22 protein-coding genes and 1 tRNA gene are annotated in these 23,745 nt (G+C 72.8%); 3 read left to right on the top strand and 20 right to left on the bottom strand.

Annotated features, from left to right (window positions below):
- Positions 1-32 precede the first annotated feature (32 nt).
- The 5 genes from ACIQ7M_RS08435 to ACIQ7M_RS08415 form a co-directional block, all read right to left on the bottom strand.
- Positions 33-1,733, bottom strand: a complete 1,701-nt coding sequence (locus tag ACIQ7M_RS08435; protein WP_403641316.1) for an AMP-binding protein — start codon at positions 1,731-1,733, stop codon at positions 33-35.
- A gap of 148 nt (positions 1,734-1,881) precedes the next feature.
- Positions 1,882-2,352 (bottom strand): DUF3592 domain-containing protein, encoded by a 471-nt coding sequence (locus tag ACIQ7M_RS08430; RefSeq protein WP_389846254.1) that lies wholly within the window; start codon positions 2,350-2,352, stop codon positions 1,882-1,884.
- Positions 2,353-2,485: 133 nt separating this feature from the next.
- Positions 2,486-3,139, bottom strand: a complete 654-nt coding sequence (locus ACIQ7M_RS08425; RefSeq protein ID WP_403641312.1) for a lytic polysaccharide monooxygenase — start codon at positions 3,137-3,139, stop codon at positions 2,486-2,488.
- A gap of 138 nt (positions 3,140-3,277) precedes the next feature.
- Positions 3,278-4,663: an SPFH domain-containing protein gene (locus ACIQ7M_RS08420; protein WP_403641309.1), complete on the bottom strand. Its 1,386-nt coding sequence runs from the start codon at positions 4,661-4,663 to the stop codon at positions 3,278-3,280.
- Between the two features lie 60 nt (positions 4,664-4,723).
- Positions 4,724-6,064 (bottom strand): peptidoglycan-binding protein, encoded by a 1,341-nt coding sequence (locus tag ACIQ7M_RS08415; protein ID WP_403641306.1) that lies wholly within the window; start codon positions 6,062-6,064, stop codon positions 4,724-4,726.
- Positions 6,065-6,247: 183 nt separating this feature from the next.
- Here ACIQ7M_RS08415 and ACIQ7M_RS08410 point away from each other — a divergent pair.
- Positions 6,248-6,321, top strand: a tRNA-Lys gene (locus tag ACIQ7M_RS08410).
- A 402-nt stretch (positions 6,322-6,723) separates the two neighbouring features.
- Here ACIQ7M_RS08410 and ACIQ7M_RS08405 read toward each other — a convergent pair.
- From ACIQ7M_RS08405 to ACIQ7M_RS08345, 13 genes are all read right to left on the bottom strand, one after another.
- Positions 6,724-7,389, bottom strand: a complete 666-nt coding sequence (locus ACIQ7M_RS08405; RefSeq protein ID WP_355770845.1) for a class F sortase — start codon at positions 7,387-7,389, stop codon at positions 6,724-6,726.
- 1 nt (position 7,390) lies between these two features.
- Positions 7,391-7,939, bottom strand: a complete 549-nt coding sequence (locus ACIQ7M_RS08400) for a hypothetical protein (protein WP_403641303.1) — start codon at positions 7,937-7,939, stop codon at positions 7,391-7,393.
- 153 nt (positions 7,940-8,092) lie between these two features.
- Positions 8,093-8,872 carry an HAD-IIA family hydrolase gene (locus ACIQ7M_RS08395; RefSeq protein ID WP_355771953.1) on the bottom strand — a complete coding sequence of 260 codons (780 nt, stop codon included), beginning with the start codon at positions 8,870-8,872 and terminating at the stop codon, positions 8,093-8,095.
- 110 nt (positions 8,873-8,982) lie between these two features.
- Positions 8,983-10,464, bottom strand: a complete 1,482-nt coding sequence (locus tag ACIQ7M_RS08390; RefSeq protein ID WP_355771952.1) for an alkaline phosphatase family protein — start codon at positions 10,462-10,464, stop codon at positions 8,983-8,985.
- Positions 10,465-10,643: 179 nt separating this feature from the next.
- Complete coding sequence (locus ACIQ7M_RS08385) at positions 10,644-11,735, bottom strand: 2-aminoethylphosphonate ABC transporter substrate-binding protein (protein ID WP_403641298.1); 1,092 nt, start codon at positions 11,733-11,735, stop codon at positions 10,644-10,646.
- Positions 11,736-11,793: 58 nt separating this feature from the next.
- Complete coding sequence (locus ACIQ7M_RS08380) at positions 11,794-12,591, bottom strand: ABC transporter permease (protein WP_403641295.1); 798 nt, start codon at positions 12,589-12,591, stop codon at positions 11,794-11,796.
- Complete coding sequence (locus tag ACIQ7M_RS08375; RefSeq protein ID WP_403641292.1) at positions 12,578-13,555, bottom strand: 2-aminoethylphosphonate ABC transporter permease subunit; 978 nt, start codon at positions 13,553-13,555, stop codon at positions 12,578-12,580. Before ACIQ7M_RS08375 ends, ACIQ7M_RS08380 begins: the two co-directional genes overlap by 14 nt.
- The gene (locus ACIQ7M_RS08370; protein ID WP_403641289.1) at positions 13,548-14,600 is read right to left on the bottom strand and encodes an ABC transporter ATP-binding protein; all 1,053 of its coding nucleotides are present in this window, start codon (positions 14,598-14,600) and stop codon (positions 13,548-13,550) included. Before ACIQ7M_RS08370 ends, ACIQ7M_RS08375 begins: the two co-directional genes overlap by 8 nt.
- Positions 14,597-15,310, bottom strand: coding sequence for an HAD family hydrolase (locus ACIQ7M_RS08365; RefSeq protein ID WP_403641286.1), 714 nt, complete (start codon positions 15,308-15,310; stop codon positions 14,597-14,599). The genes ACIQ7M_RS08370 and ACIQ7M_RS08365 overlap by 4 nt, the downstream gene beginning before the upstream one ends.
- Positions 15,304-16,428: a TIGR03364 family FAD-dependent oxidoreductase gene (locus ACIQ7M_RS08360; RefSeq protein WP_403641283.1), complete on the bottom strand. Its 1,125-nt coding sequence runs from the start codon at positions 16,426-16,428 to the stop codon at positions 15,304-15,306. The genes ACIQ7M_RS08365 and ACIQ7M_RS08360 overlap by 7 nt, the downstream gene beginning before the upstream one ends.
- 141 nt (positions 16,429-16,569) lie before the next feature.
- Positions 16,570-17,328 (bottom strand): GntR family transcriptional regulator, encoded by a 759-nt coding sequence (locus ACIQ7M_RS08355; protein ID WP_355771931.1) that lies wholly within the window; start codon positions 17,326-17,328, stop codon positions 16,570-16,572.
- 112 nt (positions 17,329-17,440) lie between these two features.
- Positions 17,441-18,328, bottom strand: coding sequence for a hypothetical protein (locus ACIQ7M_RS08350; RefSeq protein ID WP_403641279.1), 888 nt, complete (start codon positions 18,326-18,328; stop codon positions 17,441-17,443).
- 500 nt (positions 18,329-18,828) lie between these two features.
- Positions 18,829-20,106 (bottom strand): ROK family protein, encoded by a 1,278-nt coding sequence (locus tag ACIQ7M_RS08345; RefSeq protein WP_403641276.1) that lies wholly within the window; start codon positions 20,104-20,106, stop codon positions 18,829-18,831.
- 57 nt (positions 20,107-20,163) lie between these two features.
- Here ACIQ7M_RS08345 and ACIQ7M_RS08340 point away from each other — a divergent pair, with 57 nt between their 5' ends.
- Complete coding sequence (locus tag ACIQ7M_RS08340) at positions 20,164-21,255, top strand: Gfo/Idh/MocA family oxidoreductase (RefSeq protein WP_355771922.1); 1,092 nt, start codon at positions 20,164-20,166, stop codon at positions 21,253-21,255.
- Positions 21,252-21,725, top strand: coding sequence for a heme-degrading domain-containing protein (locus ACIQ7M_RS08335; protein WP_355771919.1), 474 nt, complete (start codon positions 21,252-21,254; stop codon positions 21,723-21,725). The genes ACIQ7M_RS08340 and ACIQ7M_RS08335 overlap by 4 nt, the downstream gene beginning before the upstream one ends.
- A 212-nt stretch (positions 21,726-21,937) precedes the next feature.
- Here the strand turns inward: ACIQ7M_RS08335 and ACIQ7M_RS08330 are convergent, their stop codons facing one another.
- Both ACIQ7M_RS08330 and ACIQ7M_RS08325 read right to left on the bottom strand, forming a co-directional pair.
- A complete protein-coding gene (locus tag ACIQ7M_RS08330; RefSeq protein WP_403641271.1) occupies positions 21,938-22,795 on the bottom strand; it encodes a fumarylacetoacetate hydrolase family protein in 858 nt (285 codons plus the stop codon).
- A 132-nt stretch (positions 22,796-22,927) separates the two neighbouring features.
- Complete coding sequence (locus ACIQ7M_RS08325) at positions 22,928-23,704, bottom strand: YidC/Oxa1 family membrane protein insertase (RefSeq protein ID WP_403642201.1); 777 nt, start codon at positions 23,702-23,704, stop codon at positions 22,928-22,930.
- Positions 23,705-23,745 lie beyond the last annotated feature (41 nt).

Here is a 23,745-nt window from a genome sequence, read left to right as displayed (position 1 = left end):
CTGGAGCGCCCGTCCCCGAGCCGTCCCGGCGGCTATCGCGTCAGCAGTTCCTCCCGGCCGTGCGCCCGGTACCGCGCCACCAGGCCGTCCACGTCCGCCGCCGTGAGTCTCCGGTACGCCGGCTCGCCCGGCGGCCGCCACCACACCGGGTCGGCACACCGGAAGCCCTCGCGCCGCAGGGCCACCCGGTGGATCTTGTTGGTGGCGGTGACGGGCATCCGCTCCACGATCCGCAGGAACCGGGGCGCCATCTTCGTGCCCAGATCCGGCTGGGCGAGCAGGAACGCGGCGAAGGGCGAGGGCCCGAAGCGGGCGCCCTCCTTCAGGGCCAGGGTCGCCATCACCTGGTCGCCCGCCACCGGATCCGGTACCGCGTACACCGCGACGGCGGCGGCGTCCTCGTACCGCGCGAGGATGTTCTCGATCATCGCGGCGGCGAGGTTCTCGCTGTCGACGCGCAGTCGGTCGTCGGCGCGTCCGGCGAAGTAGAGGAAGCCGTCGGCGTCGCGGTAGAAGAGGTCGCCGGTCCAGTACCAGCCCTCTCCCGCCCCACCGTTCCCCTCCCCCGGTCCGTGCGGCGCTCCCCGGCGCCGGGCCGCCTCGGCCTCGGGATTGCGCCAGTACCCCTCGAAGAGACTGGCGCCCCGGTTCACCAACTCCCCTATCGCGTCGCCTCCGTTGAGCAGACGCCCGTCCTCGGCGAAGACGGCCGGTGGGCACTCGCGCCGGGTGTCCGGGTCGATCACCGCGAGGTCGTCCGCCGGCGCCGCCCGGCCGATCGCCCCGGCCGGGGTGCCGGGCGTCCGCTGGACGGCGGCGCCACCCTCGGAGGACCCGTAGCCCTCCACGAGCCGGGCTCCGAAACGCTTCTCGAAGGCGGCCGCGTCGACCGCCCCGGCCTCCGTCCCGAATCCCAGGCGCAGCGGGTTGTCGCGGTCGTCGGGTCGGGCGGGCGTGGCCAGCAGGTACTGCACGGCACGGCCGACGTAGGTGAAGTACGTGGCCCCGCAGGCCCGTACGTCGGGCAGGAACCCGGAGGCCGAGAAGCGGCGCCGCAGCGCGATCCCCGCACCGGCCGCCAGCGCGGGGGCCCAGTCGGCGATCACGGCGTTGCCGTGGAACATCGGCATACAGATGTAGTGGGTGTCGTCCGCGCGCACCCCGAAGTGGCCGGCGAGCGAGTGACCGGCCGCCGCGATCCTGCCCTGGGTGCAGATCGCCGCCTTGGGCGCGCCGGTCGAGCCGGACGTGAAGAGCAGCAGGAAACGGCTGTCCGGGCTCGCCCCGCCCTCGTCCGGCTTCGCGCCCTCGTACGCCTTCAGGAGCTCGGCGTAGGCGTCCGTGTCGGTCACCAGGACCCGCACGTCCGGGAGTTGGAGTCCGTCGAGGAGCGGCAGGTGGGCCCGCTCGGTGACCAGCACACGGCACTCGGTGTGCAGGATGTCCCGGGCCAGTTCGGGTCCGCGCCGGGTCGGGTTGATCCCCGCGACGGCGGCACCGGCGAGAGCGGCCGCCCCCAGCCACAGGGGGTATTCGGGAGTGTTGTCGAGCAGCACCCCCACGTGCGGCTCCGCGCCGGACGGCAGCAGCTCGGCGAGCAGTGCCGCGCGGGCCGCCGCTCCCGCCGCGACCTGGTGATGGCTGACGACCCGGCCCTCGAACCACAGCCCCGGCCGGTGGTCGCCCCACCGCTCCCGCACGAGCTCCCCGATGGTGCGCCTGCTGGATGCCATGAGCCGTACCGTAATTGACGGTTCGTCAGATGAGGAGAGGCATGTGCACCCTCCGGCCCGCCCGGCGCCGGCCGACGCCGGTCCGCGACGGCCAGGCCCCGGTCCGCGCCCGCCGTCGGCGGGCGCGGAGCAGGCATCGCGACCGGTGCTAGATCCCGTCGAGGAACCCGTCCATGCTCGAGACCGTCTCGTGATAGGTGATCATGAAGCCGACGCAGAAGCTGACGATCAGACCGAAGAACACCAGCAGGCCGAGGGTGCCCGCGGCCGCACTGGCCGGGCTCGGCGGCTGCGCCGTGGCCTTCTCGGGGTGCGAGGCGGTGTAGTACACGGGGACGATGTCACCCTCGATGACCGTCGCGCGGCCGCGGGCCTCCTCGAAGCGGACCGCCCGGCCCTCACGCGTCGTGAACTCGTAGACGTGGTGCAGCGTCGTGGTGACGGAGGTGTCGTTGCCGCCCCCGCTCACGGTCGTGTACGAGCGCAGACAGCGCGCCTCCGCCGTCAGCCCGCTGGTCCAGGCGCTGCGCAGCTCCAGCGAGCGGCGCACGATCCTGGCAGCCGCGATCAGCACCACGACGATGATCAGGCTGGGTATGACGTAAAAGATCGCACTCATGACGGTCCCCCGGTGGTCGATGTGGTTCCCCGCACGCCGGCTTGGTCGAGTCGGCGTGCGGGGAACATACCCGCACCGGTGGCACCCGCGCCTCAAGGAGGGCTCAGAAATCGGGCCACCAAGGCCCCGGTGGTCAGAACGTGACGTCCGCGCAGGAGTAGAACGCGTTCGTCGTGTCGGCGACGGTCCACACCCCGAGGACGACGTGGTGTCCGGTCCTGCCGCTGGGCAGCGTGCCGGTGTGCGTGAGCGTGGACGGGGGGCGCTGTCCGTTGTAGGGGACCGTCAGGAACGGGGTGGTCTCCAGGTCCGCGCGGGTCAGCGCGTGGTTCTGGTTCCAGCCGGTCTTGGTGATGAAGTACTTGAAGTCGGTGGTCGCGTGCATCGCGGTGAACTGCCAGCGGAACGTGTAGGTCTGGCCGGCGGTGACCTTGGTCGTCGGCCAGGCCGTGCCCGCCGGAGTCTTCGGCTGGTCGAGCTGGCCGAAGTTGGTGTGGCCCGCGGAGCAGATCTGCCCGTCGGCCGGGCCCGCCGCCGGGAAGCCCTTGAGGCCCTCGACGCTCTGCGGCTCCCATTGGATGTCACCGCAGTTGGCCACGATGCCGCCGTTCGCGGCGCACATCTTCTGCCTGCTGAGGGGCTGGTCGGTGTAGCCGTGGGCGCTGGCTCCGCCGGTGGAGAGCACGAAGGTGCCCGCCGTCGCGAGGCCGAGCGCCGCCGCGTACATCTTGGCCTTCCGGCCGGTGCGGGGCCCGCCGGCGCGGAGGTGGTTCGTCCGTGTGCGCATGCTGCCGCTCCTGGAGGACGTGGGGGATGTTCCCGTGAGCTGTGCGCGCGATTTTCAGGTCTAGACCAAGTGTCAGATTATTGCGGGTAGTTGAACATGTCCATACCAATAGCGAACCTGTCCGCCCCGCCCGGCCGCCTACGAGGAGACCTCCCCGCGCCCCGTGCAGAACGCCACCGTCAAGTCCTTCACCAACGCCTTGCGTTCGTAGTCGTCCAGTTCGACCAGCCCGCGCAGGGTCAGCCGGGTCACCGTGTCCTCGACCGAGTCGACGACCGAGCCCAGCACGCTGTCGCGGTGCTGGGCGTCCAGGGCCGCGATCCGCCGGCGCTGCATCACCGCGGCGATCTCCGGCGCGTACTCGATCCGAGTCGGCTGCGCGGAGAACACCTCCAGGCCCACGGGAGCCGTGTCCGCGGCCACCATCCGGGTCAGCGCCTCGCCGACCGCGTCCGTGTTGCGCAGGGTCAGATCCCTGATCACGGCGGGCGGCAGCTCGGCCGGAAGCTGCGAGAGCACCCGCGACAGGGCCGCCTCCACACATTCGCGCAGATACGTCCGGTGGTCGTCGACCGCGAGCGTGGCCCGCGCGGTGTCCTTGACCCGCCACACGACGAGCACGACGACCCGCAACTCGATCCCGTTCGCGTCGACCACGGACATCGGCTCGCTGCGCCAGTGCCGCAGCCGTACGTCGACGCGGCGGCGCAGCACCAGCGGGTTGACCCACATCAGACCCGTGCGCCGGACCGTGCCGCGATAGCGCCCGAACAGGCCGAGCACCCAGGCCCGCCCGGCCCGGCCGCGGGCGAGGCCGCCGAAGCCGAACAGGGCGACCGCGCCCGCGCCGGCGTACGCGGCCCACTCCGCGGGCCCGAGTCCGGTGCCCGCGTGCCCGTGGACCTCCAGCGCCGCCAGCACGGAGGGCGGCAGGAGTCCCGCCCACCAGGTGGTGAGGGCGCATCCGGCCACACCACAGGCCCCGGCCAGCACACCCGCCGCGCCGGGCAGCACCCGCGCGGGCCGTTCGACCAGTTCGGGATCGGCCTCCGGCACCGGGCGCGGCGGGCGGCCGGGCGCGGGCCGACGGATTCTCGGCTGCTCCCCTGTGCCGCGCCGACGGCCCACGACGGCGGGCGCGAGCGGCACGGACACCGGGTCGGGGTCGTCGCGGAAGAGCAGGTGGACGGGGATCTCGGTGGTGACCTCGTTGTGGATGAGCCGGGCGGGCCGGTGACCACCGCCGCCCTCGGCCGCGGCGTCCGACCGATGACCACCCACCCCGGCCACCGCCTCGGCCCCGTCCCCGTTCCCGTTCCCGTCCACCGTCCCGGACCGGCGACCGTCACCGTCACCGTCCTCGGCCCCGGCCCCGGCCCCGGCGACCGTCTCGGACCGGCGACCGTCGCCGTCTCCGCCCCCGGCCTCCGACCGGTGACCACCTCCCCCGGCCGCCATGTCGGGCCGGGGTTCCGCCGGAGCCGCCCCCTCGAACTCCGGGGTGTCTGACGTCGTCGTACTCATAGCTGCCTCCATGCCTCCGCGCCTGGAAGTGTGTTCACGAGCCGTGCGGAACCCGGCCGCTCAGGAGAAGAGCCGCCGCCAGGTCTCCGGTCCCGGATAGCCGTCCGCCGCCCCGCCGCGCCAGCCCTGGGCCCGCTGGAACGCCTCGACGTTGCGCCGGTCCGCCTCGCCCCAGCGCGGCCCGGGACCGGACGTGTAGTACGTGCCGAACCCCTTCTTGACGAGCTGCCTTCCCAGCGCGGTCACCTGGGCGTCGTTCGCACCGGGCCGGAACACCGCGCGTCCCGGATAGCCGGGCACGGTGCCCGTGGAATCCGGTCCGGCCGTCACGGCGGGGATGTTCCTGCCCTTCCTGCCGACCAGGTACGACCAGGTCCTCGGTCCCGGCAGCCCGTCCGCGTCGGCACCCTTCCAGCCCTGCGCCCGCTGGAACGCCTGCGTGGCCCGCCGGTCCGCCGCCGACCAGCGCGGCCCCGGTCCCGTCGGGTAGAAGCGGCGCCCGCCCCGGTCCACCAGGAGCCGGCCGAGCTGCGTGACGTACGCGTTGTCCGCGCCGGTCCCGAAGTACGCGGCCCCCGGATAGCGGGTCGACGTGGACGGCGGCGGACCGCCCGCGCCCTCCGTGATCCCCCGGTAGCGATAGGGCACGTAGCGGTCCGAGTTCGTCCAGTACGCGTACGGGGTGGACTGCTTCCTGGCACGCGGCGGGGCCTGCTCGTAGGCGACGTACTGCGTGTGCGTGTAGTCCGTCCAGCCGCCGAAGATGACGACGTGCGAGCCCCTCTCGGGGTTGTCGGGGTTGTGGAAGAGCAGGATGTCGCCCGGCTGGAGCCGGTCCCGGGTGATCCGCACCCCGAAGCTGCCGAGGCTGCCGGTCCATTCGTTGCCCGCCAGGTTCCAGGCCATCGACACGAAGCCGGAGCAGTCCTGCCGGTATCCGTCCCGCCAGTAGTCGTCCATGCTGTACGGCACCTGCGCGTCGATCCAGGTCCTGGCCCGGCTGATGATCGCGGCCCGCGTGGTGGTGGGCCCCCGGACCGCCTTGCCCGGGTTGACGGGCAGCGCGGGCTTCCCCGCCGGGCCGTGCAGCGGCGCCCGGTGCCCCTGAGGGGTCTCGTCGTGCCCGTCGGCCGGGGGAAGACCGGGCCGGGCGGGCGCGTGCACGGCGGCGACCGCCGGCACCGTGCCGAGAACGGCTCCCGCGGAGACGGCCAGCGCGAGCGCCATGGGGGTGCGCGCCACCCCCGCGAGGCCGAGGACACGGGCGCGGGCCGCCGGATGGCCCAGCGGGCCGGACGGTCCGAGCCGCGAGGAAAGGGGCAGTACGCGCCGCCAGTGAACACATCCGGGGCAATCGCAGTCACTCGCGGGATCGACTTCCTCGAACACCGGAGTCTTCATGTGACGCCCCTCGCACTCCAGATTGAAATGTCGCAATTCTGCACATTCGTCAGTTTCTCAACTGGCATCCGGAGTCGCACGCTGACGGTCCGAATGATGTACGGGAACGCCCCGACCTGCCCCGCGGCCGCACACCCGGTCGGGAGCACCCTCGCGGGTCGGGTAGAGTTTTCCTGTCAGCAGGCGCCGCTAGCTCAGTTGGTTAGAGCAGCTGACTCTTAATCAGCGGGTCCGGGGTTCGAGTCCCTGGCGGCGCACCGACCGGAGGGCCTCCTCGTGATGAACGAGGGGGCCCTTCGTCATGCCCGGAGGCCGTCCGACCGGGGTGCTCGCCGACGGCGTCCACCGAAGCCGCCCCCGCTGCGGACTTGGCGTCAAACAGTCTAGGAACGGTGGCGCTCGTCCGTTCTAGGGTGGCCTCAGGTGGGCTCGGCATCAGGTCGGTCGCTCCGGCCCGACCGCGTCACTCCGGTGGGCGGGCCCCCGGACCTCCCGTGCCGACGCCGGGCTACTCCCGCAGCCCGTGCGCGTGCGGTCGAGGACCAGCCCGGTCGGCGGCTTCGGGGAACCGGCCGTCGACCGGGCCCGGTACCGCCCTGTCGCGGCCCCGGCCCTGCCCCGCCCGGCCGCCCAGCGCCCTCCGCCCTCCGCCCTCCGCCCTACAACCCGCTCCCCGTGAGATACGCCGAGACGACCACGTTCGCCGTGTAGCTGCCGTCGGCACGGTCGAAGGTCCCGCCGCAGGTGATCAGCCGCAGCTCGGCCCGCCCCGCCTCCCGTACCCCGTAGGCCTGTCGGGCGTCGAAGTGGTCGCGCGGCAGCACCTGGACGTCGTCCACGGTGAACTCGGCGACCGTCCCGTCGTCGCGCGTGATCCGGACGGTGTCGCCGGGCTTGACGGTGCTGAGCCGGTAGAAGACCGCGGGCCGGGTCTCGGTGTCGACGTGGCCGACCAGGAGCGCCGTCCCGGCGGCCCCCGGTCTCGCCCCCGCCGCGTACCAGCCGACGACACCCGGCTGGTCGAACGGCGGCGGATCGATGGCGCCCCGGCCGTCGAGCCCGCGGGCCACGACGGGGGCCTGCACCCCCATCGAGGGAATGTCGACGCGCTGCGGCCGGGCGCTGCCGAGAGGCTTGAGCGCGGGAGGCAGCCGCACCTCCGGCGGCCGGCCGACGGCCGCGATGTCCCCCGTCGTCGGTGCCGACGTCCCCAGCCGCACGTCCGTCACCTCGCGGCCCCACAGCCACAGCCCGAGCAGCAGGACCAGCCAGGCCACACCGGTCAGCAGACGTCCGGTGCCGGAGGAACGCTCCCGTTCGGCCATGTCAGTCGCGGCCGTCGTCGCCCCGGCGCGCGCTGCGGATCGCCACGGCGATCGCGGCCGCGCTCGCGAGGACCAGGCCGACCACGGCCTGCCGGGTGCCCGGTCCGGCCGCGTGAGCGTCGTCGTGCGCCGCGGCGAGCCGGGCGGTTCCGCCACCGCCCGCGTTCACGGCCGCGACCGGCGAGGCGGGCGGGACGGCGCTCGGGGAGGAGTCGGGTGCCGGGACGGTGAGGGTGCCCTTGACCCGGTCGCGATGGCCGTCGCAGTCGACCTGGATGCCGTAGCTGCCGGAGCGCAGCGCGGTGCGGACGCGGGTGTCACCGACGAGTCCCCCGCCGCCCCCGCCGGTCAGCCGGGCGTCCGAGACGAACGCGTCCGACACCGCGGTGCCCGTGCGCCCCGCGCAGCCCATGGCCCGCAGCCGGATGTCGCTGCCGGCGGCCGGGGAAGCCGGGTTCACCGACACTCCGGCCGGTCCCGCGTCGGCCGCGTACGCGGCGGGAGCGAACCCGGCCGCGACCACCGCCCCGGCGCAGAGAGTGAGACGCATTGAGCGCATCGTGAAACCTCCAGACAACTGGAGACTCCCCCTCCGGGCGGCGGCCCGCATCTTCAGCGGGCCGCCGCTGCTCCGTACGGGTCCCTGCGCGCCGCCAGGGGTTTGGAACCCGCCCGACGGCGCTCCGGAGGCCGGAACGCCCGCTCAGACGCGGTCGACGAGGTCCGCGATCGAGTCGACGATCTTCGACGGCCGGTACGGATAGCGCTCGATCTCCTCCGGCGTGGTCAGTCCGGTCAGCACGAGGAAGGTCTGCATCCCCGCCTCCAGACCGGCCAGCACGTCGGTGTCCATGCGGTCGCCGATCATCGCGCTGGACTCGGAGTGCGCGCCGATGGCGTTCAGGCCGGTCCGCATCATCAGCGGGTTGGGCTTGCCCGCGAAGTACGGCTGCTTGCCGGTGGCCTTGGTGATGAGCGCGGCGACCGCTCCGGTGGCCGGCAGCGGGCCCTCGGTGGACGGGCCGGTCTCGTCCGGGTTGGTCGCGATGAACCGGGCGCCGCCCTTGATCAGCCGGACCGCCTTGGTCATGGCCTCGAAGGAGTACGTACGGGTCTCGCCGAGGACCACGTAGTCCGGTTCATGGTCGGTCAGGACGTACCCGATGTCGTGCAGGGCGGTGGTCAGTCCCGCCTCGCCGATGACGTACGCCGTACCGCCGGGCCGCTGGTCGTCCAGGAACTTCGCGGTGGCGAGGGCGGAGGTCCAGATGTTCTCGACCGGCACGTCCAGGCCCATGCGGTTGAGCCTGGCGTGCAGGTCGCGCGCGGTGTAGATGGAGTTGTTCGTCAGGACCAGGAAGGGCTTCCCGGACTCCCGCAGTTTCTTGATGAAGGCGTCGGCGCCGGGAATGGGCACACCTTCGTGGATGAGGACACCGTCCATGTCGGTGAGCCACGAATCGATGGGCTTGCGCTCTGACATGTGCTGGGTCTCCTGCCGTCCTGGCGTACGTACGCACTCGATCCGCGGGCGCCGGAACGACACTGTGCCGACGCCCTCAGCCTAGTCAGGGCCCTGCGGTGCCGGTCCGGTCAGACCGGTTTCACCGACACTCCGTCGATCACCCAGTACCAGTTGTTGCCGCCGGTGTAGCGGAACCGCACGCGCGCGGTCGTCGCACCCGCCGGGACCTGGAGGGTCAGCCTCTCCACGCGGGAGGACGTGTCGGCGGTGTACGTCCTCACGGCGACCGGCGCGGCACCGTCGTAGGAGACGAGCACCTCGCCCTTCTGCGGGGACTCCTGGCGGTAGTAGGTGGTGTACGTGAGGGTGACGGCGGCGCCCCCGGTGACCGGGTACGCGGGACTGACGAGCGTGGAGTCGAACGTGCCCGAGAACGTCTTGTCCTGCCATTCGTCGCCGTCGGCCACGGCGAACACATTCCGCGCGCGGACGTTGCCCTCGCGATTCTGGTCGGCCTGCGCCTTCGTCCAGAACTCGTCCGTGGTGAAGGACCAGCCGCGCCACTCGGTGACGCCGCCCGTGCCCATCGCGGAGTTGTCGACCGACCAGCCGCTCGGCGGGGTGTGCGTGAAGCCGAGCACCGAGGCGCCGATGCCGGTCTCGTCGACGCGGGCGGTGAGCTGCGGGCGCAGCGTGTCGAAGTCGTCCGGGACGGGCTGTTGCACGGGCCGTCCGTCGAGGCCCCAGGCCGGGTCGATCGCCAGTCCCAGGTGGGCGAGGGCGGAGGCGGCGACGTCGGGCATCTTGACGTCGTGACGCACGGAACCGGCGGCCAGGGCCGGGCCGGTCGCGATCATGAACGTCTGCCGTTCGGGCGTGCTGGAGCCTCCGTGGCCGCCCGCGTCGGTGTGGCCGTGGTCGGCGGTGATCATGATCAGCCAGTCCTCGGAGCCGTACGTGGCACGGGCCTTGACCGCGGCGACCATCTGGCCGACCTGGGTGTCGACGCCGTGGATGGCGTCCAGGTACTGCTTGCTCGCGGCGCCGTAGCTGTGGCCCGCGTGGTCGACGTTGTCGAGCTGCACGAACACCGCGTCCGGGTTCGCGTCGCGCAACTGGGCCACGGCCCGGGAGGTGGTGCCGGTGTCGTACTCGGCGCTCGGGGTGGACACGCGGGTGTCGGCCTTCGAGGAGAAGACCGTGTCGGTCAGGGGCGCCCAGGAGGAGACGGCGTACGTCGACAGGGACGGCCGGGCGGTCTCGATCCGGGTGAGGAAGTCCGGGTACTGCGCGAACTTCTGGCCGGTGAAGGTGTTGTCCTTGACGTTGTGCTTGTCGGGCCAGACGCCGGTGATGATCGTGGACCAGCCGGGGCCGGAGAGGGTGGGCGCGAAGGGGTTGGCGTAGATGCTGCTGGGCGCGGTGAGGCCCGCGGCCATGAGGGCGTCGAGGTTGGGGGCGTCGGCGTCCTTGACGCGGTCCAGCAGGGTGCCGTCGAGGCCGATGACGAGGACCTTGGGAGTCCTGGCGGCGGCTCGGGCGACGGAGTCGAGGGGGCCGGCGGCGAGGGCGAGAACGGCCGCGGAGGCGAGCAGGGAGCGACGGGACATGCGTGACGACACGTGATCCTCCGAAAAGGGGGACGAGGGTGTGGAGCACGGATGGACAGCGGGGTGGCGCGATGCGCGGCGAGGTCCCCGGTGGTTCCAGGGGCGTCGCGGTCGGTCGGGTCGGCCGGTGGCCTCCCGGCCGAGGTGGTCCGGCCAACGGCTCTTCGGCCGGGGGTGGTTCAGCTCCCTGTGGCGGACTTCCAGTCCTCGACGTACGTGGTCAGGTTCTTGTCGATGTCGGACCAGTCCGGCTGGAAGACCTCGACGCCGTCCATGAGCTCGGTGAGCGCGATGGCGTTCGCGTCGGTCGCCTTGACGTCCTTGCGTGCGGAGAAGCCACCGCCGATCTCGCTGACCTGCCGCTGCGCGGCGGCGGACAGCATGAAGTCGAGGAGCTTCTCGCCGTTCGCGGAGTGCGGCGCCTTGGTGACGAGGCCCGCGGCGTAGGGGAGGGCGAAGGTGGTCGGCTTCCCGGCGGCGTCGGCGGCCTTGTCGGTGGCGCGCGGGAACCAGATGCCCAGGTTCGGCATGTCCTTGGACTGCGCGTGGTTCATCTGGACGTCTCCGTTGGCGACCAGCAGTTCGCCCTTGTCGACCTTGGGGGCGAGTTTGCCGGTGGACGCGGACGGGCCGACGTTGTTGGCCTGGAGCTTCTTCAGGTAGGCGAGCGCCGCGTCCTTGCCGCCGAAGTCGTGGATCGCCTTGATGAGCACGGCGGTTCCGTCTCCGGCGACGCCCGGGGTGGAGTACTGGAGCTTGTTCTTGTACGTCCCGTCCAGCAGCTCGTTCCAGGTGGTGGGCGCCTGCTTCAGCTCCTTCTTGTTGTAGACGAACCCGAAGTAGTTGTTGACGACGGACGTCCAGGTCGCGTCGGCGGCCTTGTCGGCCCCGTCGACCTGCTCGGAGCCCTTGGGGGCGTACTTCTGGAGCAGCCCCTTGCCGTCGGCCTGCTGGATGAACGGCGGGAGCGTGACCAGGACGTCGGCCTGCGGGTTCGTCTTCTCGCGGACGGCCCGCTGGACCATCTCGCCCGAGCCTCCCTCGACGTATTCGACCTTGATCCCGGTCTGCTTCTCGAAGTCCTCGAAGACTCTGTCGTACCAGCCGTCCCCGTTCTCGCCCTTGAGGCCGTCCGCGCTGTACACGGTGACGACATTGGCGTCGGAGGCCGCGGAGTCCCCGCCGCAGGCGGTGAGGGAGCCGGCGAGGGCGAGGGCGCCGATGACGGCGGCGAGCGGAGTGAGGTGCCGGGAGTGCGCGTGTGCGGGCATGGCGAGATGAACTCCTTGCGGTGTCGGGTTTCGAGGGTGGGACGGAACGGCGGGCGGATCAGCGGTAGGAGGCCCTGGTGCGGATCCGGGAGACGGCGGACAGGACGAGCACCGTCGCCGTCATGAGGACCACGGCGAGCGCGGACCCGGTGAAGAGGGCGCCGCGGTCGGTGGCCGCGTAGATCCGGACGGGGAGCGGGGTCCAGTCGGGCGGGTAGAGCATCATGGTGGCGCTCAACTCGCCCATGGACAGGGCGAAACAGAGGCCCGCGGCGGCGGTGAGCGAGGGCAGCAGCAGGGGCAGCCGCACCCGCCACAGCACGGTCGAGGGCCGGGCGCCGAGCGAGGCAGCGGCCTGTTCGTAGGCCGGGTCGAGACGGACGACGGCCGCCGACACCGACTGGTGGGCGAACGCCGTGACGAGAACGGCGTGCGCGAGGAGGACGATCCACCGGGTGCCGTTGAGCAAGACCGGCGGCTGGGAGAAGGCGACCAGGACCGCGAGCCCGACGACGACGGAGGGCACCGCGAGCGGCAGCATGAACAGCGTGTCGAGAACACGCCTGCCGCGCCGTCCCAGGGCGTGCCCGGCGAGCGCCGCCCAGGTGCCGACGAGCATCGCGAGCACACTCGCGGTGACCGCGGTGACCAGGCTGGTGGTGAGGGCGTGGAGGGACTCGCCCCGGGTGGCGGCAGCGTAGTGCCCCGTGGTGAGTCCGGAGGGGAGCGCGCCGGACCAGTTGGTGGCGAAGGACGCGGCGAGGACGACGAGCAGCGGCAGGGCGAACAGGGGCAGGAAGAGGACGAGGAAGAAGGCCCAGACGGCCCACTTGCCCTTGCGGCTATGCACCAGCACGGCGGCTCACCACCCGGTAGAGACCGTAGAGACCAACGGAGATCAGGACGTTGACGACGGCGACGACGCAGGCTCCGGGATAGTCCGACTCCAGGATCGCCTTGCTGTAGACGAGCATCGGCAGGGTCGTGACCCCCTTCGCCCCGGTGAACAGGACGATCCCGAACTCGTTCAGGCAGAGCACGAGGACGAGGCCGCCGCCGGCCGCGAGCGCGGGCAGCGCCTCGGGCAGGATCACCTGCCGTACGATCCGCGCGGGCCGCGCCCCGAGCGAGGACGCCGCCTCGAGCTGCCGGGTGTCGATCCCCGAGAAGGCGGCGAGCAGGGGCCGCACGACGAACGGGGTGAAGTAGGTGACCTCGGCGAGCAGCACCCCCCCGGGCGTGGTCAGGAACCGGAAGGGCCCCTCGGCGGCCCCGGTGGCGCCGGTCCAGAGCCCGTTGGCGATGCCGGTGGTCCCGTAGAGGAACAGCAGGGCGAGCGTGATCAGGAAGGACGGGAAGGACAGGAACACGTCGATGAACCGGGCGACCGCCTTCGCTCCGGGGAACGGCACGAAGGCGATGACCAGGGCGAGCGCGAACCCGAGGACCAGACAGCCGGCCGTGGCCCCCACCGCCAGCCACACGGTGGTCCCGAGGGCCTCCCGGAACGCGGTGGAGGCGAACACGTCACCGTAGGCCTGCGCGGAGGTCCCCCCGGTCTCGGGCCGGAACGACTGCCGGACGACGAGGGCGAGCGGGTAGAGGAAGACGAGGCCGAGGACGGCTACGGGCGGCAGGGCCCAGAGCGCGGCGGTGGGCCGGCGCCGGGTCCCTCCGTTCCCCTTCACCCGCTGTGGGCCGTCGTTCCGCGGGGCGACGGGAGTGTCCCCTGCCGGGGCGGAGCCGGGAGCCCGGGGGAGAGCGGGCGCGGCCGACGAGGGCGGGTCGCCCGTGATCACGGGCTCGCCCGGCCTACCCATCGGTCACCCCTGCGGCGAGCAGTACGGCGTCCTCCGGTGCGAAATGCAGGTCGACGAGGTCGCCCGGCGCGGGGGCGGCGCGCAGTTCCCGCAGATCGGCCATCACCCGGTGGCCGCCCACCTCGACGTGGAGGCGATGGGTCGCACCGCGCCACTGCACCTCGGCCAGACGCCCGTTGAGGACGTTGGGGCCGGCGCCGAGTCCGACGAGGTGCGGCCGTACGCACAGGGTGGCGCCGGCACCCTCGACGGCGTCCCCCGTCGCCACCTTCAACTCGGTCCCGGCGAAGGCGACTCCGTCCGCCACCACCCGCACCGGCAGCAGGTTCGCCTCGCCCACGAAAGCCGCGGTGAACTCGGTGCGTGGCGCCCGGTACAGCTCCCGCGGTGTGCCGACGTCCCGCAGCCGCGCCTTGTCCATGACGGCGATCCGATCGGCCAGCGTCAGCGCCTCGACCTGGTCGTGGGTGACGTAGAGGATCGACATGTCCGGCAACTCCCGGTGCAGCCTGGCGAGTTCGGTGAGCATTCCGGAGCGCAACCGGGCGTCGAGCGCGGACAGCGGCTCGTCGAGCAGGAGGACCCCCGGCCGGACGGCGAGCGCCCGCGCGATGGCGACGCGCTGCTGCTGCCCGCCGGACAGCTCGCGCGGATGGCGCCGGGCGTACGCGGACATCCCGGTCATCTCCAGTGTTTCGCCGACCCGTTCGCGGATCTCGCCCTTGGACACCCCGCGCGCCCTGAGACCGAAGGCGACGTTGTCCTCGACGCGCATGTGCGGGAAGAGCGCGTACTGCTGGACGACCATGCCGATCCCCCGCCGGTGCGGAGGCAGTCCGGTCACATCGCGGTCGCCGATGAACACGCGCCCGGCCGCGGGCCGTACGAAACCGGCGACGGCCCGCAGCGCGGTGGTCTTCCCCGAGCCCGACGGTCCGAGCAGGGCCATCACCTCGCCGGGTTCGACGGTCAGGTCGAGGGAGTCGAGAGCCGTGGTGCCGTCGTAGGCGACGGAGACCCGGTCGAAGCGGATGCCGCCGCTCATCGTCCGGCCCCGGCGGCGGTGTCGGCGAGGAGCGCCGGGAGTTCGGCGACCGAGCCGAGCACGTATCCGGCCCCGGCGCCGCGCAGCGCCTCCTCCTGGTGCGCCCCGGTGAGCACACCGGCCACGACACCCGCCCCGGCGCGTACACCGCTGAGCATGTCGTACGTGGTGTCGCCGACGACGGCGATCTCCCGGACCCCCTCCGCGGCCCCGGTGCGCAGGAAGGCCTCCAGGACCATGTCGGGGTACGGGCGTCCGCGGCCTCCGGCGTCCGCGGGGCACAGCGTGAGCGGCACCAGGTCGCTCCAGCCGAGGGCGTCGAGGATCGCGTCCTGGGTGACGCGGGCGAACCCGGTGGTCAGGGCGACGGTCCGGCCGCCGCCCTGGAGTTCCTCGATCGCCTCGCGGGCCCCGGCGACCGGCGCGATGTGCCCGTCGTCGACGAGTTCCCCGTACGCCTTCTCGAAGGCGGCGTTGGCGCGCCGGGCGAGGGCCTCCTCACCGAACAGGTGCCGGAACACGGAGATCTTGGACTCGCCCATGGTGGCCCGTACATGGTCGAGCTTCGCCGCGTGGTCGGCGGAACCGGGCTCGACGCCCAGTTCCGCGGCGGCCGCGGCGAAGGCCCGTTCCACGAGGCCGCCGTCGGCGACGGTGGTGCCGGCCATGTCGAGCACCACAAGTCGTATGTCGTTCAACTCGGTCACCATCCCAGCTCGTCGGCGGTGGTCTGCGCGATAGCGGGTGAGCAGGTCATGCCGCGCCCGCCGGGCCCGGTGACCAGCCACACCCCGTCCCGCACCTGCTGGCGGTGCACGACCCTGCTCGGGTCGGTGCACTGCGCGTACACCCCGGCCCAGCGGCGCCGGATCCTCGGCAGCGGGCGGCCGAGGAAGGATTCGACGACCTCGGCGAGGTGGTCGTAGGGGTCTTCGAGGGTGTCGAAGGCGAAGGGGTGCTCGTACTCGTGGGTGTCGCCGATGGTGAGCCCGCCGTCGGCGCGCTGCACCATGAGCAACTGCATCCGGTGTTCGGCGGCGGTCGGCGCCTGCGGCTGACGGGCGTTGAGCTCGTCCAGCGCCTCGCTCCGGTACGCGGGGTAGTAGCGGAAGCTGTCCGCGTCGGCGACGGAGGTGGTGAGCGGCTCGCCCAGCGGGTCGGTCTGCATCATCTGCAACCGGACGCGCCGCACGGGCAGGCCGGGGCCCGCCAGTTCGCGTACGAGGCCGCCGAGCCAGGCTCCCGTGCACAGCACGACGGCGTCGCCGGTGTGGATGTCCCCGTGGTCGTCGCGCACCGCGTTCTCGCCGATCACCTCGCGGACCTCGCGGCCCGGCCGGAAGGTGTAGTTCGGCGACTTCAGCAGTGCTTCCCGCAGGGCCAGTTGGGCGGTGCGGGGCTCGACGGCCGCGTCCCGCTCGCAGTACAGGGCCGCTTCGAAGGCGCCGCGCAGCGCGGGATTGACGGCTCGGGCCTGGTCCGCGGTGAGCAGTTCGTATCCCCGGGCGGCGGCGTCGTCGCGGGCCAGGGCGGCCTCGGCGACGGCGAGTTCGCGCGGGTTGCGCACGGGGGTCAGTGACCCGCACGCCCGGAAGCCGATACCGGGGACGCTCGCCCCGATCTCCTCCCACAACCGCCGCGCCCTGAGGGCGGTTTCCAGCTCCTCTCCTCCGGCGCGTCCACTGACCCAGATCTGTCCGAAGTTGCGCAGCGAGGCCCCGCGGGCCTCGGCCTCACGCTCGATCTGGACGACCTCGTGGCCGCGCTCCACCGCATGCCAGGCGTGCAGGGTTCCCACCACACCGGCTCCGACGACTATCACTCTCACGACGTCAACGCTCCTCGGGACGGGGGAATCGGGAGGGTCCGGCCGGCAACCGAATGATGAACTGCCCATCACGTTTGGGCTAGACCCGTTATCTTCACGTTACAAAAAGAGGGGGGCCGGAGCCCGCCTCACCGGCGAGGATCAGCCACCGAGACGGGCGGTGAAGGAGAACCGGTCCCCCCGGTAGAGCGTCCGCACCCGCTCCAGCGGCAGCCCCCGGGTGTCCCGCGAGATCCGGTGGATCAGCAGCATCGGCAGCGCGGGAGGCGTTCCGATGAGCAGCGCCTCGCGCGGAGTGGCCAGCACGGTCTCGATCCGCTCGTCGGCGTCGCCGAACGCGACACCGAGCCGGTCGTGGAGGTACGCGTAGAACGAGGAGTCGGGGTCGAAGTCGCGGTCGAGGTCCGGGACCCGGTCGACCGCGACGTAGGTGCTCTCCAGCCCGACCCGTTCGTCGTCCGCGAGCAGCACCCGCTCCATGTGCCAGACGGGCTCGCCGCGCCGGAGCCCCGCCTCGGCGGCGAGTGGTTCCGGACAGGGGAAGCGGTCGAGGGAGACGAGCGTTCGACCCGGGGTGCGTCCCTGCCGTCGTACGCCCTCGGTGTAGCTCGCCAGCGAGAGCGGCTGCTCCAGCTTGGGGCCGGCGACCACCGTGCCGCGGCCCTGCCGGCGCAGCTTCCCTTCGAGCAGCAGCTCACGGAGCGCCTGGCGCACCGTCTCGCGTGCGACCTCGTACGTCTCGGAGAGGTCGCGCTCGGTGGGCAGGAGCCCTCCTTCGCCCAGCTCCTCGACGAGCCGGGCGATGTGCGCCTTGACCGCGTAGTACTTGGGGATGCGGCCGTGCTCCGGAATACCGGAGCGGACGGGGGCGCCGGGGTCCTGGTCGTTCGGATAGTCCACGGAGACGATCGTCGCAGACGGCGCTCCCGGCACCGCTTCCAGGTGGCGGCGCCGGACACCGCCGCCGGGCGCGCCGGTTTCCGGGCGTCGGCGCCGGGCACCGCTCCAGCCGTCAGCGCCGACGCGGGCGCATCCACCGGACCAGGGCGAACAGTCCGGCGCCGAGGGAGACGAGGGCGAGGGCGAGGGCGGCCAGTGCCGGCCGGTTCGGCCCGCCGGGTCCCGTGCTGGCCAGCTCGTCGGCGGAGGGCGCCGTCGTACCGGTCCCGGCGGTGGTCCCGCCGCCCGTGTCCGTACGGGCCGCCGCACCGGGGTCCTCACTCGCGCCGGTGCCGGTACCGGTGCCGGCGCCGGTGTCACCGGTACCGTCCGGGTCCTCTCCCGTACCGGTCTCCTTGCCCGGCTCCGGCTCCCGGTCCTCGACGGCGCCCTCGATCCGGAAGCGGTAGGCGTTCGACTCCCCCACCCAGTCGCCGTCGTCGTCGTGCTTCTGCACCACGGCGGCGTTCGCGACGACGGCGTTCGGGGCGCTCGCGCCGGAGGACAGGGAGAGCCGCACCTTCACCGTGAGGGTGCGGCCGGGGGCGACGGTGAAGCCGGGGAACCCGTCGTCGAACGGTCCGACGTTCTCGTCCTCGTCGCTCCGCTCGAAGCGCACCGCGTGGGCCCGCTCCCCCTCGTAGAACTCCAGCCGCGCCTGCTCCGGCCGCAGCGTCCGCTTCTCGTCCACGAGGACGACGACCGGATGGATCGCGCCGCAGGGGTGCGCTGTCGTGTTGGTGAGGTCGATGTACCAGGTCCCGGAGCCGCCGCCGGCCTCGTAGGCGTCGGGGCCGCCGTGGATCCGGGTCTTGATCGGGAAGTCGTGGGTGTCGGACGAGACACAGTCCGGGCGGACGTCCAGCGCCTGCGCCGGGGCGGGCGTGAACGTCACGAACAGTGCGAGAGCGGTCGGGGCGAGGGCGGTCGGAGCGAGCGGATGGGAGGTACGCAGTCGCATGAGGAGCCTTTGGCCGATCGGGAAGGGGCGTGGATCGGGAGGGTCGAATGCGTCGGTTCGGTCACCGGCAATGGCCCCGTGACCCTGCCACGCCGCACCCCTTCCGCCGGACCGCCGAACGGGGAGCCACCCCCGTTCGGCCCCCGAAGTCCCCCCGTCCGGCGGCACCGCCCGCCGAAGGATCCCGGGTACGGGCCCGGCCGACCCGGGACCGGTTCGCCCGGCCCTTCGGGGACGACCCGCGCGACCGAGAGCCGGGGCCTGGCTCCTGCCGTCCGGATCATGCGGCGGTACGCGAGGGGGCCGGGGGGGCGACAAGGCACCGCACGTCCGCGCCACCTGATCCGCACGACAGACCCTGGGCGTGCTCCGCGGGCGCACCGGCCCGCTCGGCCTCCCTCCGCCCGCCCGGAGCGAAGGTCCACGGCCGAAGCACACGTCACGGACACGACGCCCCGCTCGCCCCCGGCCGGCGCACACGCTCACCGGCGGCGACCCGCTCAGCCCTCCCCGCGCCCGAACAGCGGGGCCAGGAGCAGTTGGGCCGCGCCCTCGGCCACTCCTCGCGCGCCGCCGGGGGCCGCCAGGACCGGCACCGCCGCGCCGCCTCCCTCACGCCGGGCCCGTTCCTCCAGTACGGCCCCGACGCCCTGGAGGAAGACCTCCTCGTGAGCCGCGACCGTGCGCCCGCCCAGCAGCACGAGGTCGATGTCGAGCAGGCCCACCAGGTTCGCCGCTCCGGCGCCGAGCACCCGGGCCGCCTCGGCCACGGTCCCCCGCCCGACCGCGTCCAGGCACAGCACCTCGATGCACCCGCGGTTCCCGCACTCGCACAGCGGCCCGTCGAGCTGGATGACCTGGTGTCCGAACTCCCCGGCCCCGGTACGGGCCCCCCGGTGCACGGCCCCGCCGATCACGAGGCCGGCACCCAGTCCCGTACCGAGATGGAGGTACGCGAACGATCCGCCGCCCGCGACGCCGGAGCCGGACCGGGCCCCGGTCCCCACCGCGACCCCGAGCGCCGCCGCGTTGGTGTCCTTGTCCACGACCACCGGCAGCCCGAGCCGCCCGGCCAGCGCGTCCCGCAGGGCGAACCCGTCCCACTCGGGGAATCCTGTCACCCGGTGCAGCACCCCCAGGGTGTGGTCGAGCGGCCCCGGCAGGGCGACCCCCACACCCAGCGGCGACACCTCGCCGAGCAGGGCCGAGACCTCACCGGCCGCCCCCTCGACCACCGCACGGGCCCCGGCCCCCAGATCCAGCGGGGCGCGCCGTTCGGCCACCACGGCCCCGGTGAGATCGCAGAGCACCGCGGTCAGCTCGTCCCGGTCCAGATGCAGCCCGACCGCGTGCCCCGCCTCGGGCACGAGCCGCAGCACCGTACGGGGTTTGCCGCCCGTGGAGGCGAGACGCCCCGCCTCCGTCGCGAGTCCGTCGGCCCGCAGCCGCGCGGTGATCTTGCTGACCGCCTGCGGGGTCAGCCCGGTCCGCTCGGCGAGTTCCAGACGGCTGATGCCGGAGGGCCCCGCCGTGCGCAGCAGATCGAGCACCAGCGCGGCGTTGTGACTGCGCAGAGCAGGGAGGTTCACCCCGACCGCCCCGGCGCCCGCGCCACCACCGCTGCCACCGCCACCCGGATTCCCGGGAACACCCTGGTTGGCGAAGACACCGGAGGCCCCGCCCCCGCCCTGGTCCGCGAAAACTCCGGGAGTCCGGGGTACACCTGGATTCCCGGGGCTCCCCTGCTTCCCGGCCCCACCCGCATTGGTCCTGTTCACATCACCCATTGTCCCCCGCGCTTGCACTTTGGCAACAGCGTTGCGAAAGTAGGACGCATGACAGGCATGACTGGTACAGGTACGCCCCTTCGCGTGGGTCTCGTCGGCTACGGCCTCGCGGGTTCCGTCTTCCACGCCCCGCTGATCGCCACGACCGAGGGGCTCGCCCTCGACACGGTCGTCACCTCGAACCCGGAGCGCCAGGCACAGGCCCGCGCCGAGTTCGGCGACGGGCTGCGCTTCGCCGCCACCCCCGACGACCTGCTGGCACGCGCCGACGAGCTCGACCTGGTCGTCATCGCGTCCCCGAACAAGACCCACGTCCCGATCGCGACCGCCGCCCTGAAGGCCGGCCTCCCCGTGGTCGTGGACAAGCCCATCGCCGGTACGGCGGCGGAGGCCCGCGAGCTGGCCGCCCTGGCCGACGAGCGCGGCCTGCTGCTCTCCGTCTTCCAGAACCGCCGCTGGGACAACGACTTCCTGACCCTGCGCAAGCTGTTCGCCGACGGCGAGCTGGGCGACATCTGGCGCTTCGAGTCGCGTTTCGAGCGCTGGCGCCCGCAGCCGAAGGGCGGCTGGCGCGAGTCCGGCGACCCGGCGGAGATCGGGGGTCTGCTCTACGACCTCGGCAGCCACCTCGTCGACCAGGCGCTCGTCCTCTTCGGCCCCGCCGCCTCGGTGTACGCGGAGTCGGACGTCCGCCGTCCGGGCGCGCTGACCGACGACGACACGTTCATCGCGATCACGCACGAGAACGGGGTCCGCTCCCACCTCTACGTCTCCGCGACGACCGCCCAGCTCGGCCCGCGCTTCCGCGTCCTCGGCTCGCAGGCGGGTTACGTCAAGTACGGCCTCGATCCGCAGGAGGCCGACCTGCGCGACGGCAAGCGCCCCGGCGCCGGTGCCGCGTGGGGCGTCGAGCCGGAGGCCCTGTGGGGCCGCGTCGGCTCCGGCGAGTCCCCGCTGACCGGGGGCGGACGTCCCGAGCCGACGGTCCCGGGCACGTACCCGGCGTACTACGCGGCCGTCGCCGCCGCCATCCGTGACGGCGCCCCGAACCCGGTCACCGCCCACGAGGCCGCCGCCGCCCTCGACGTCCTGGAGGCGGCCCGCCGCTCCGCCCGCGAGTCCGTGGTGGTGTCCCTGTGAACGCGCCCGTCGCACCGGAGATCGCCGACCTGGAGGAGCAGGAGCGCCGGCTGACGCTCCAGCGTTTCACCCACGACGACGCCTGGGCCCTCGGCACGCTCCTCGTCGAACTCGCCCGCGAGCGCGAGGCGCCGGTCGCCATCGACATCCGCCGCGGTGGCCAGCAGCTCTTCCACGCGGCGCTGCCGGGGTCCACTCCGGACAACGACGCCTGGATCGACCGCAAGCGCCGCGTCGTCGAGCGCTACGGGTGCTCCTCGCTGCTGGTCGGCTCGCGCTTCCGCGCCAAGGGCACGACGTTCGAGGACTCCTCGCGCCTGGACCCCGACACGTACGCGGCCCACGGCGGCGCGTTCCCGATCACCGTGACGGGAGCGGGCGTCATCGGCACCGTGGTCGTCTCGGGCCTCCCCCAGATCGAGGACCACAAGATGGTCGTAGAGGCCCTGGAAAAGTTCCTGACCGCGTAGCACCCCGGTTCCCCGCGCCTCCCCAGGGGCGCGGGGAAGCCCCGTAAGGGGCGCGGGGAACTGCGCGAGCAACCACGAAGCACCCGCAGAGAACAACGCGCAGCACAGCCCCATCAGGGGCGCGGGGAACTGCGCGGCCAACCACAACGCACCCGCACGCGAAAAGGCACCCGGGCCGAAGCGAACCCCACCCGGCGAACCCAGCGGAGCGCTTACGCGTCGGCGAGCGTCTGCCGCTGCCGCCCCAGCCCCGCGACCTCCAGCTCCACGACGTCCCCCGCCCGCAGATACGGCTTCGGCTCGGGCCGGCCGAGCGCCACCCCGGCGGGCGTACCGGTGTTGATGACATCCCCCGGGTACAGGGTCATGAACTGGCTCACGTACCGGACGACCTCCGCGACCGGAAAGATCTGCTCGGCCGTCGTACCGTCCTGTTTGAGCTCACCGTTCACCCAGAGCCTCAGCGACAGCGCCTGCGGGTCCGGGACCTCGTCCGCGGTCACCAGCCAGGGCCCCAGCGGGTTGAACGTCTCGCAGTTCTTGCCCTTGTCCCAGGTGCCACCGCGCTCGATCTGGAACGCGCGCTCGGAGACGTCGTGCGCCACCGCGTACCCGGCGACATGCGCGAGCGCCTGCTCCCCGGACTCCAGGTAGCGGGCGGTACGGCCGATGACGACGGCCAGCTCGACCTCCCAGTCCGTCTTCACCGATCCGCGCGGCACGAGCACCGTGTCGTTCGGCCCGACGACGGTGTCCGCCGCCTTGAAGAAGATCACCGGCTCGGCGGGCGGCTCGGCCCCGGTCTCCCGGGCGTGGTCGTGGTAGTTCAGCCCGATGCACACGACCTTGCCGATCCGGGCCAGCGGGGGTCCCACGCGCAGTCCGTCCGCGTCCAGCGCGGGCAGCTCACCGGCCGCCGCAGCGGACCGGATCCGGTCGAGCGCCACGTCGTCGGCGAGCAGCGCCCCGTCGATGTCGGCGACAAGGCCCGACAGGTCGCGCAGGGTCCCCTCGGCGTCGAGGAGCGCGGGCCGCTCCGACCCGGACGTACCGACTCGCAGCAGCTTCATGGTCACCATCTCCCTCGGTCGCGGGCCGTCCGGCCGACGGGTGCGGCCGTCGGGGGGACCGTGCGATCCTCCAAGCTCACTGTCCAGTCCGCAAGACCCCGTTCACGGACCGGACCCGAGGCCGCGGTCGCGTCAGGCGAGAACCGCGGCCGCGGGCGCCGCCCCCGGCATGTCCCGGTAGAGGACCGCCCGCTCCACTGCGCTCCAGGTCGCGCTGGTCACGACGTACAGGGCGGCGGCCAGCGGCACCACTGCCACGGTGAACAGCGTGAAGAAGGACATGAACGGCATGATCTTGCCGACCGAGGCGAGCGCCGACGCGGCCGCCTGCTCGCTCTCGCTCCGGCCCTCGTTGTCGCCCTGGCCCGCCGGAGTCGCGGCGGCGGTCATCCGCTTCGTCCGTACGTAGTTGAACGCGGCCACGGCCGTGACGACGGCGAAGAGGCCCAGGTAGACGAGACCGGCCGGCCCGAAGAGTCCGCCGTCGCCGAGCGCGTCCGCCCACCGGCCCCCGAGCGGCGCGGCGAACAGCTTGTGCCCGAGCAGGGTGTTGGCCTCGCCGCCGATGGTCGAGCTGGAGAACAGGTGGTAGAGGAGGAAGAAGGCCGGCATCTGGAACAGGCTGGGCAGGCATCCGGAGAGCGGCGACACCTTCTCCTCGGCGTGCAGTTCCATCAGCGCCTTCTGGAACTTCTCGCGGTCCTTCCCGTGCTCCTTCTTCAGCTCGGCGATCCGCGGCTGGAGGGCCGCCCGCGCCCGCTGTCCGCGTGCCGAGGCCCGCGACAGGGGGTGCACGAGCAGGCGTACGAGCGCGGTGAACAGGACGATCGCCGCGGCGGCGGCCGAAGCGTGGAACAGCGGCTGGAGCAGATCGGCGAGGTGCTCGACCAGGTGCGCGAAAACGGACATGAACGTGGACATGCGGGAGCCCTCCGGGGGTCTCGTCGTGC

Origin of the sequence: Streptomyces sp. NPDC096324 (genome assembly GCF_044763015.1) — a bacterium.
Classification (GTDB): Bacteria; Actinomycetota; Actinomycetes; order Streptomycetales; family Streptomycetaceae; genus Streptomyces.
This window is presented reverse-complemented; position numbering and strand designations above follow the sequence as displayed.

Coding starts and splice junctions, on each gene's coding strand:
- ACIQ7M_RS08435 (WP_403641316.1), bottom strand. CDS start 1,733: ATGGCATCCAGCAGGCGCACCATCGGGGAGCTCGTGCGGGAGCGGTGG.
- ACIQ7M_RS08430 (WP_389846254.1), bottom strand. CDS start 2,352: ATGAGTGCGATCTTTTACGTCATACCCAGCCTGATCATCGTCGTGGTG.
- ACIQ7M_RS08425 (WP_403641312.1), bottom strand. CDS start 3,139: ATGCGCACACGGACGAACCACCTCCGCGCCGGCGGGCCCCGCACCGGC.
- ACIQ7M_RS08420 (WP_403641309.1), bottom strand. CDS start 4,663: ATGAGTACGACGACGTCAGACACCCCGGAGTTCGAGGGGGCGGCTCCG.
- ACIQ7M_RS08415 (WP_403641306.1), bottom strand. CDS start 6,064: ATGAAGACTCCGGTGTTCGAGGAAGTCGATCCCGCGAGTGACTGCGAT.
- ACIQ7M_RS08405 (WP_355770845.1), bottom strand. CDS start 7,389: ATGGCCGAACGGGAGCGTTCCTCCGGCACCGGACGTCTGCTGACCGGT.
- ACIQ7M_RS08400 (WP_403641303.1), bottom strand. CDS start 7,939: ATGCGTCTCACTCTCTGCGCCGGGGCGGTGGTCGCGGCCGGGTTCGCT.
- ACIQ7M_RS08395 (WP_355771953.1), bottom strand. CDS start 8,872: ATGTCAGAGCGCAAGCCCATCGATTCGTGGCTCACCGACATGGACGGT.
- ACIQ7M_RS08390 (WP_355771952.1), bottom strand. CDS start 10,464: ATGTCCCGTCGCTCCCTGCTCGCCTCCGCGGCCGTTCTCGCCCTCGCC.
- ACIQ7M_RS08385 (WP_403641298.1), bottom strand. CDS start 11,735: ATGCCCGCACACGCGCACTCCCGGCACCTCACTCCGCTCGCCGCCGTC.
- ACIQ7M_RS08375 (WP_403641292.1), bottom strand. CDS start 13,555: ATGGGTAGGCCGGGCGAGCCCGTGATCACGGGCGACCCGCCCTCGTCG.
- ACIQ7M_RS08370 (WP_403641289.1), bottom strand. CDS start 14,600: ATGAGCGGCGGCATCCGCTTCGACCGGGTCTCCGTCGCCTACGACGGC.
- ACIQ7M_RS08365 (WP_403641286.1), bottom strand. CDS start 15,310: ATGGTGACCGAGTTGAACGACATACGACTTGTGGTGCTCGACATGGCC.
- ACIQ7M_RS08350 (WP_403641279.1), bottom strand. CDS start 18,328: ATGCGACTGCGTACCTCCCATCCGCTCGCTCCGACCGCCCTCGCCCCG.
- ACIQ7M_RS08340 (WP_355771922.1), top strand. CDS start 20,164: ATGACAGGCATGACTGGTACAGGTACGCCCCTTCGCGTGGGTCTCGTC.
- ACIQ7M_RS08330 (WP_403641271.1), bottom strand. CDS start 22,795: ATGAAGCTGCTGCGAGTCGGTACGTCCGGGTCGGAGCGGCCCGCGCTC.
- ACIQ7M_RS08325 (WP_403642201.1), bottom strand. CDS start 23,704: ATGTCCGTTTTCGCGCACCTGGTCGAGCACCTCGCCGATCTGCTCCAG.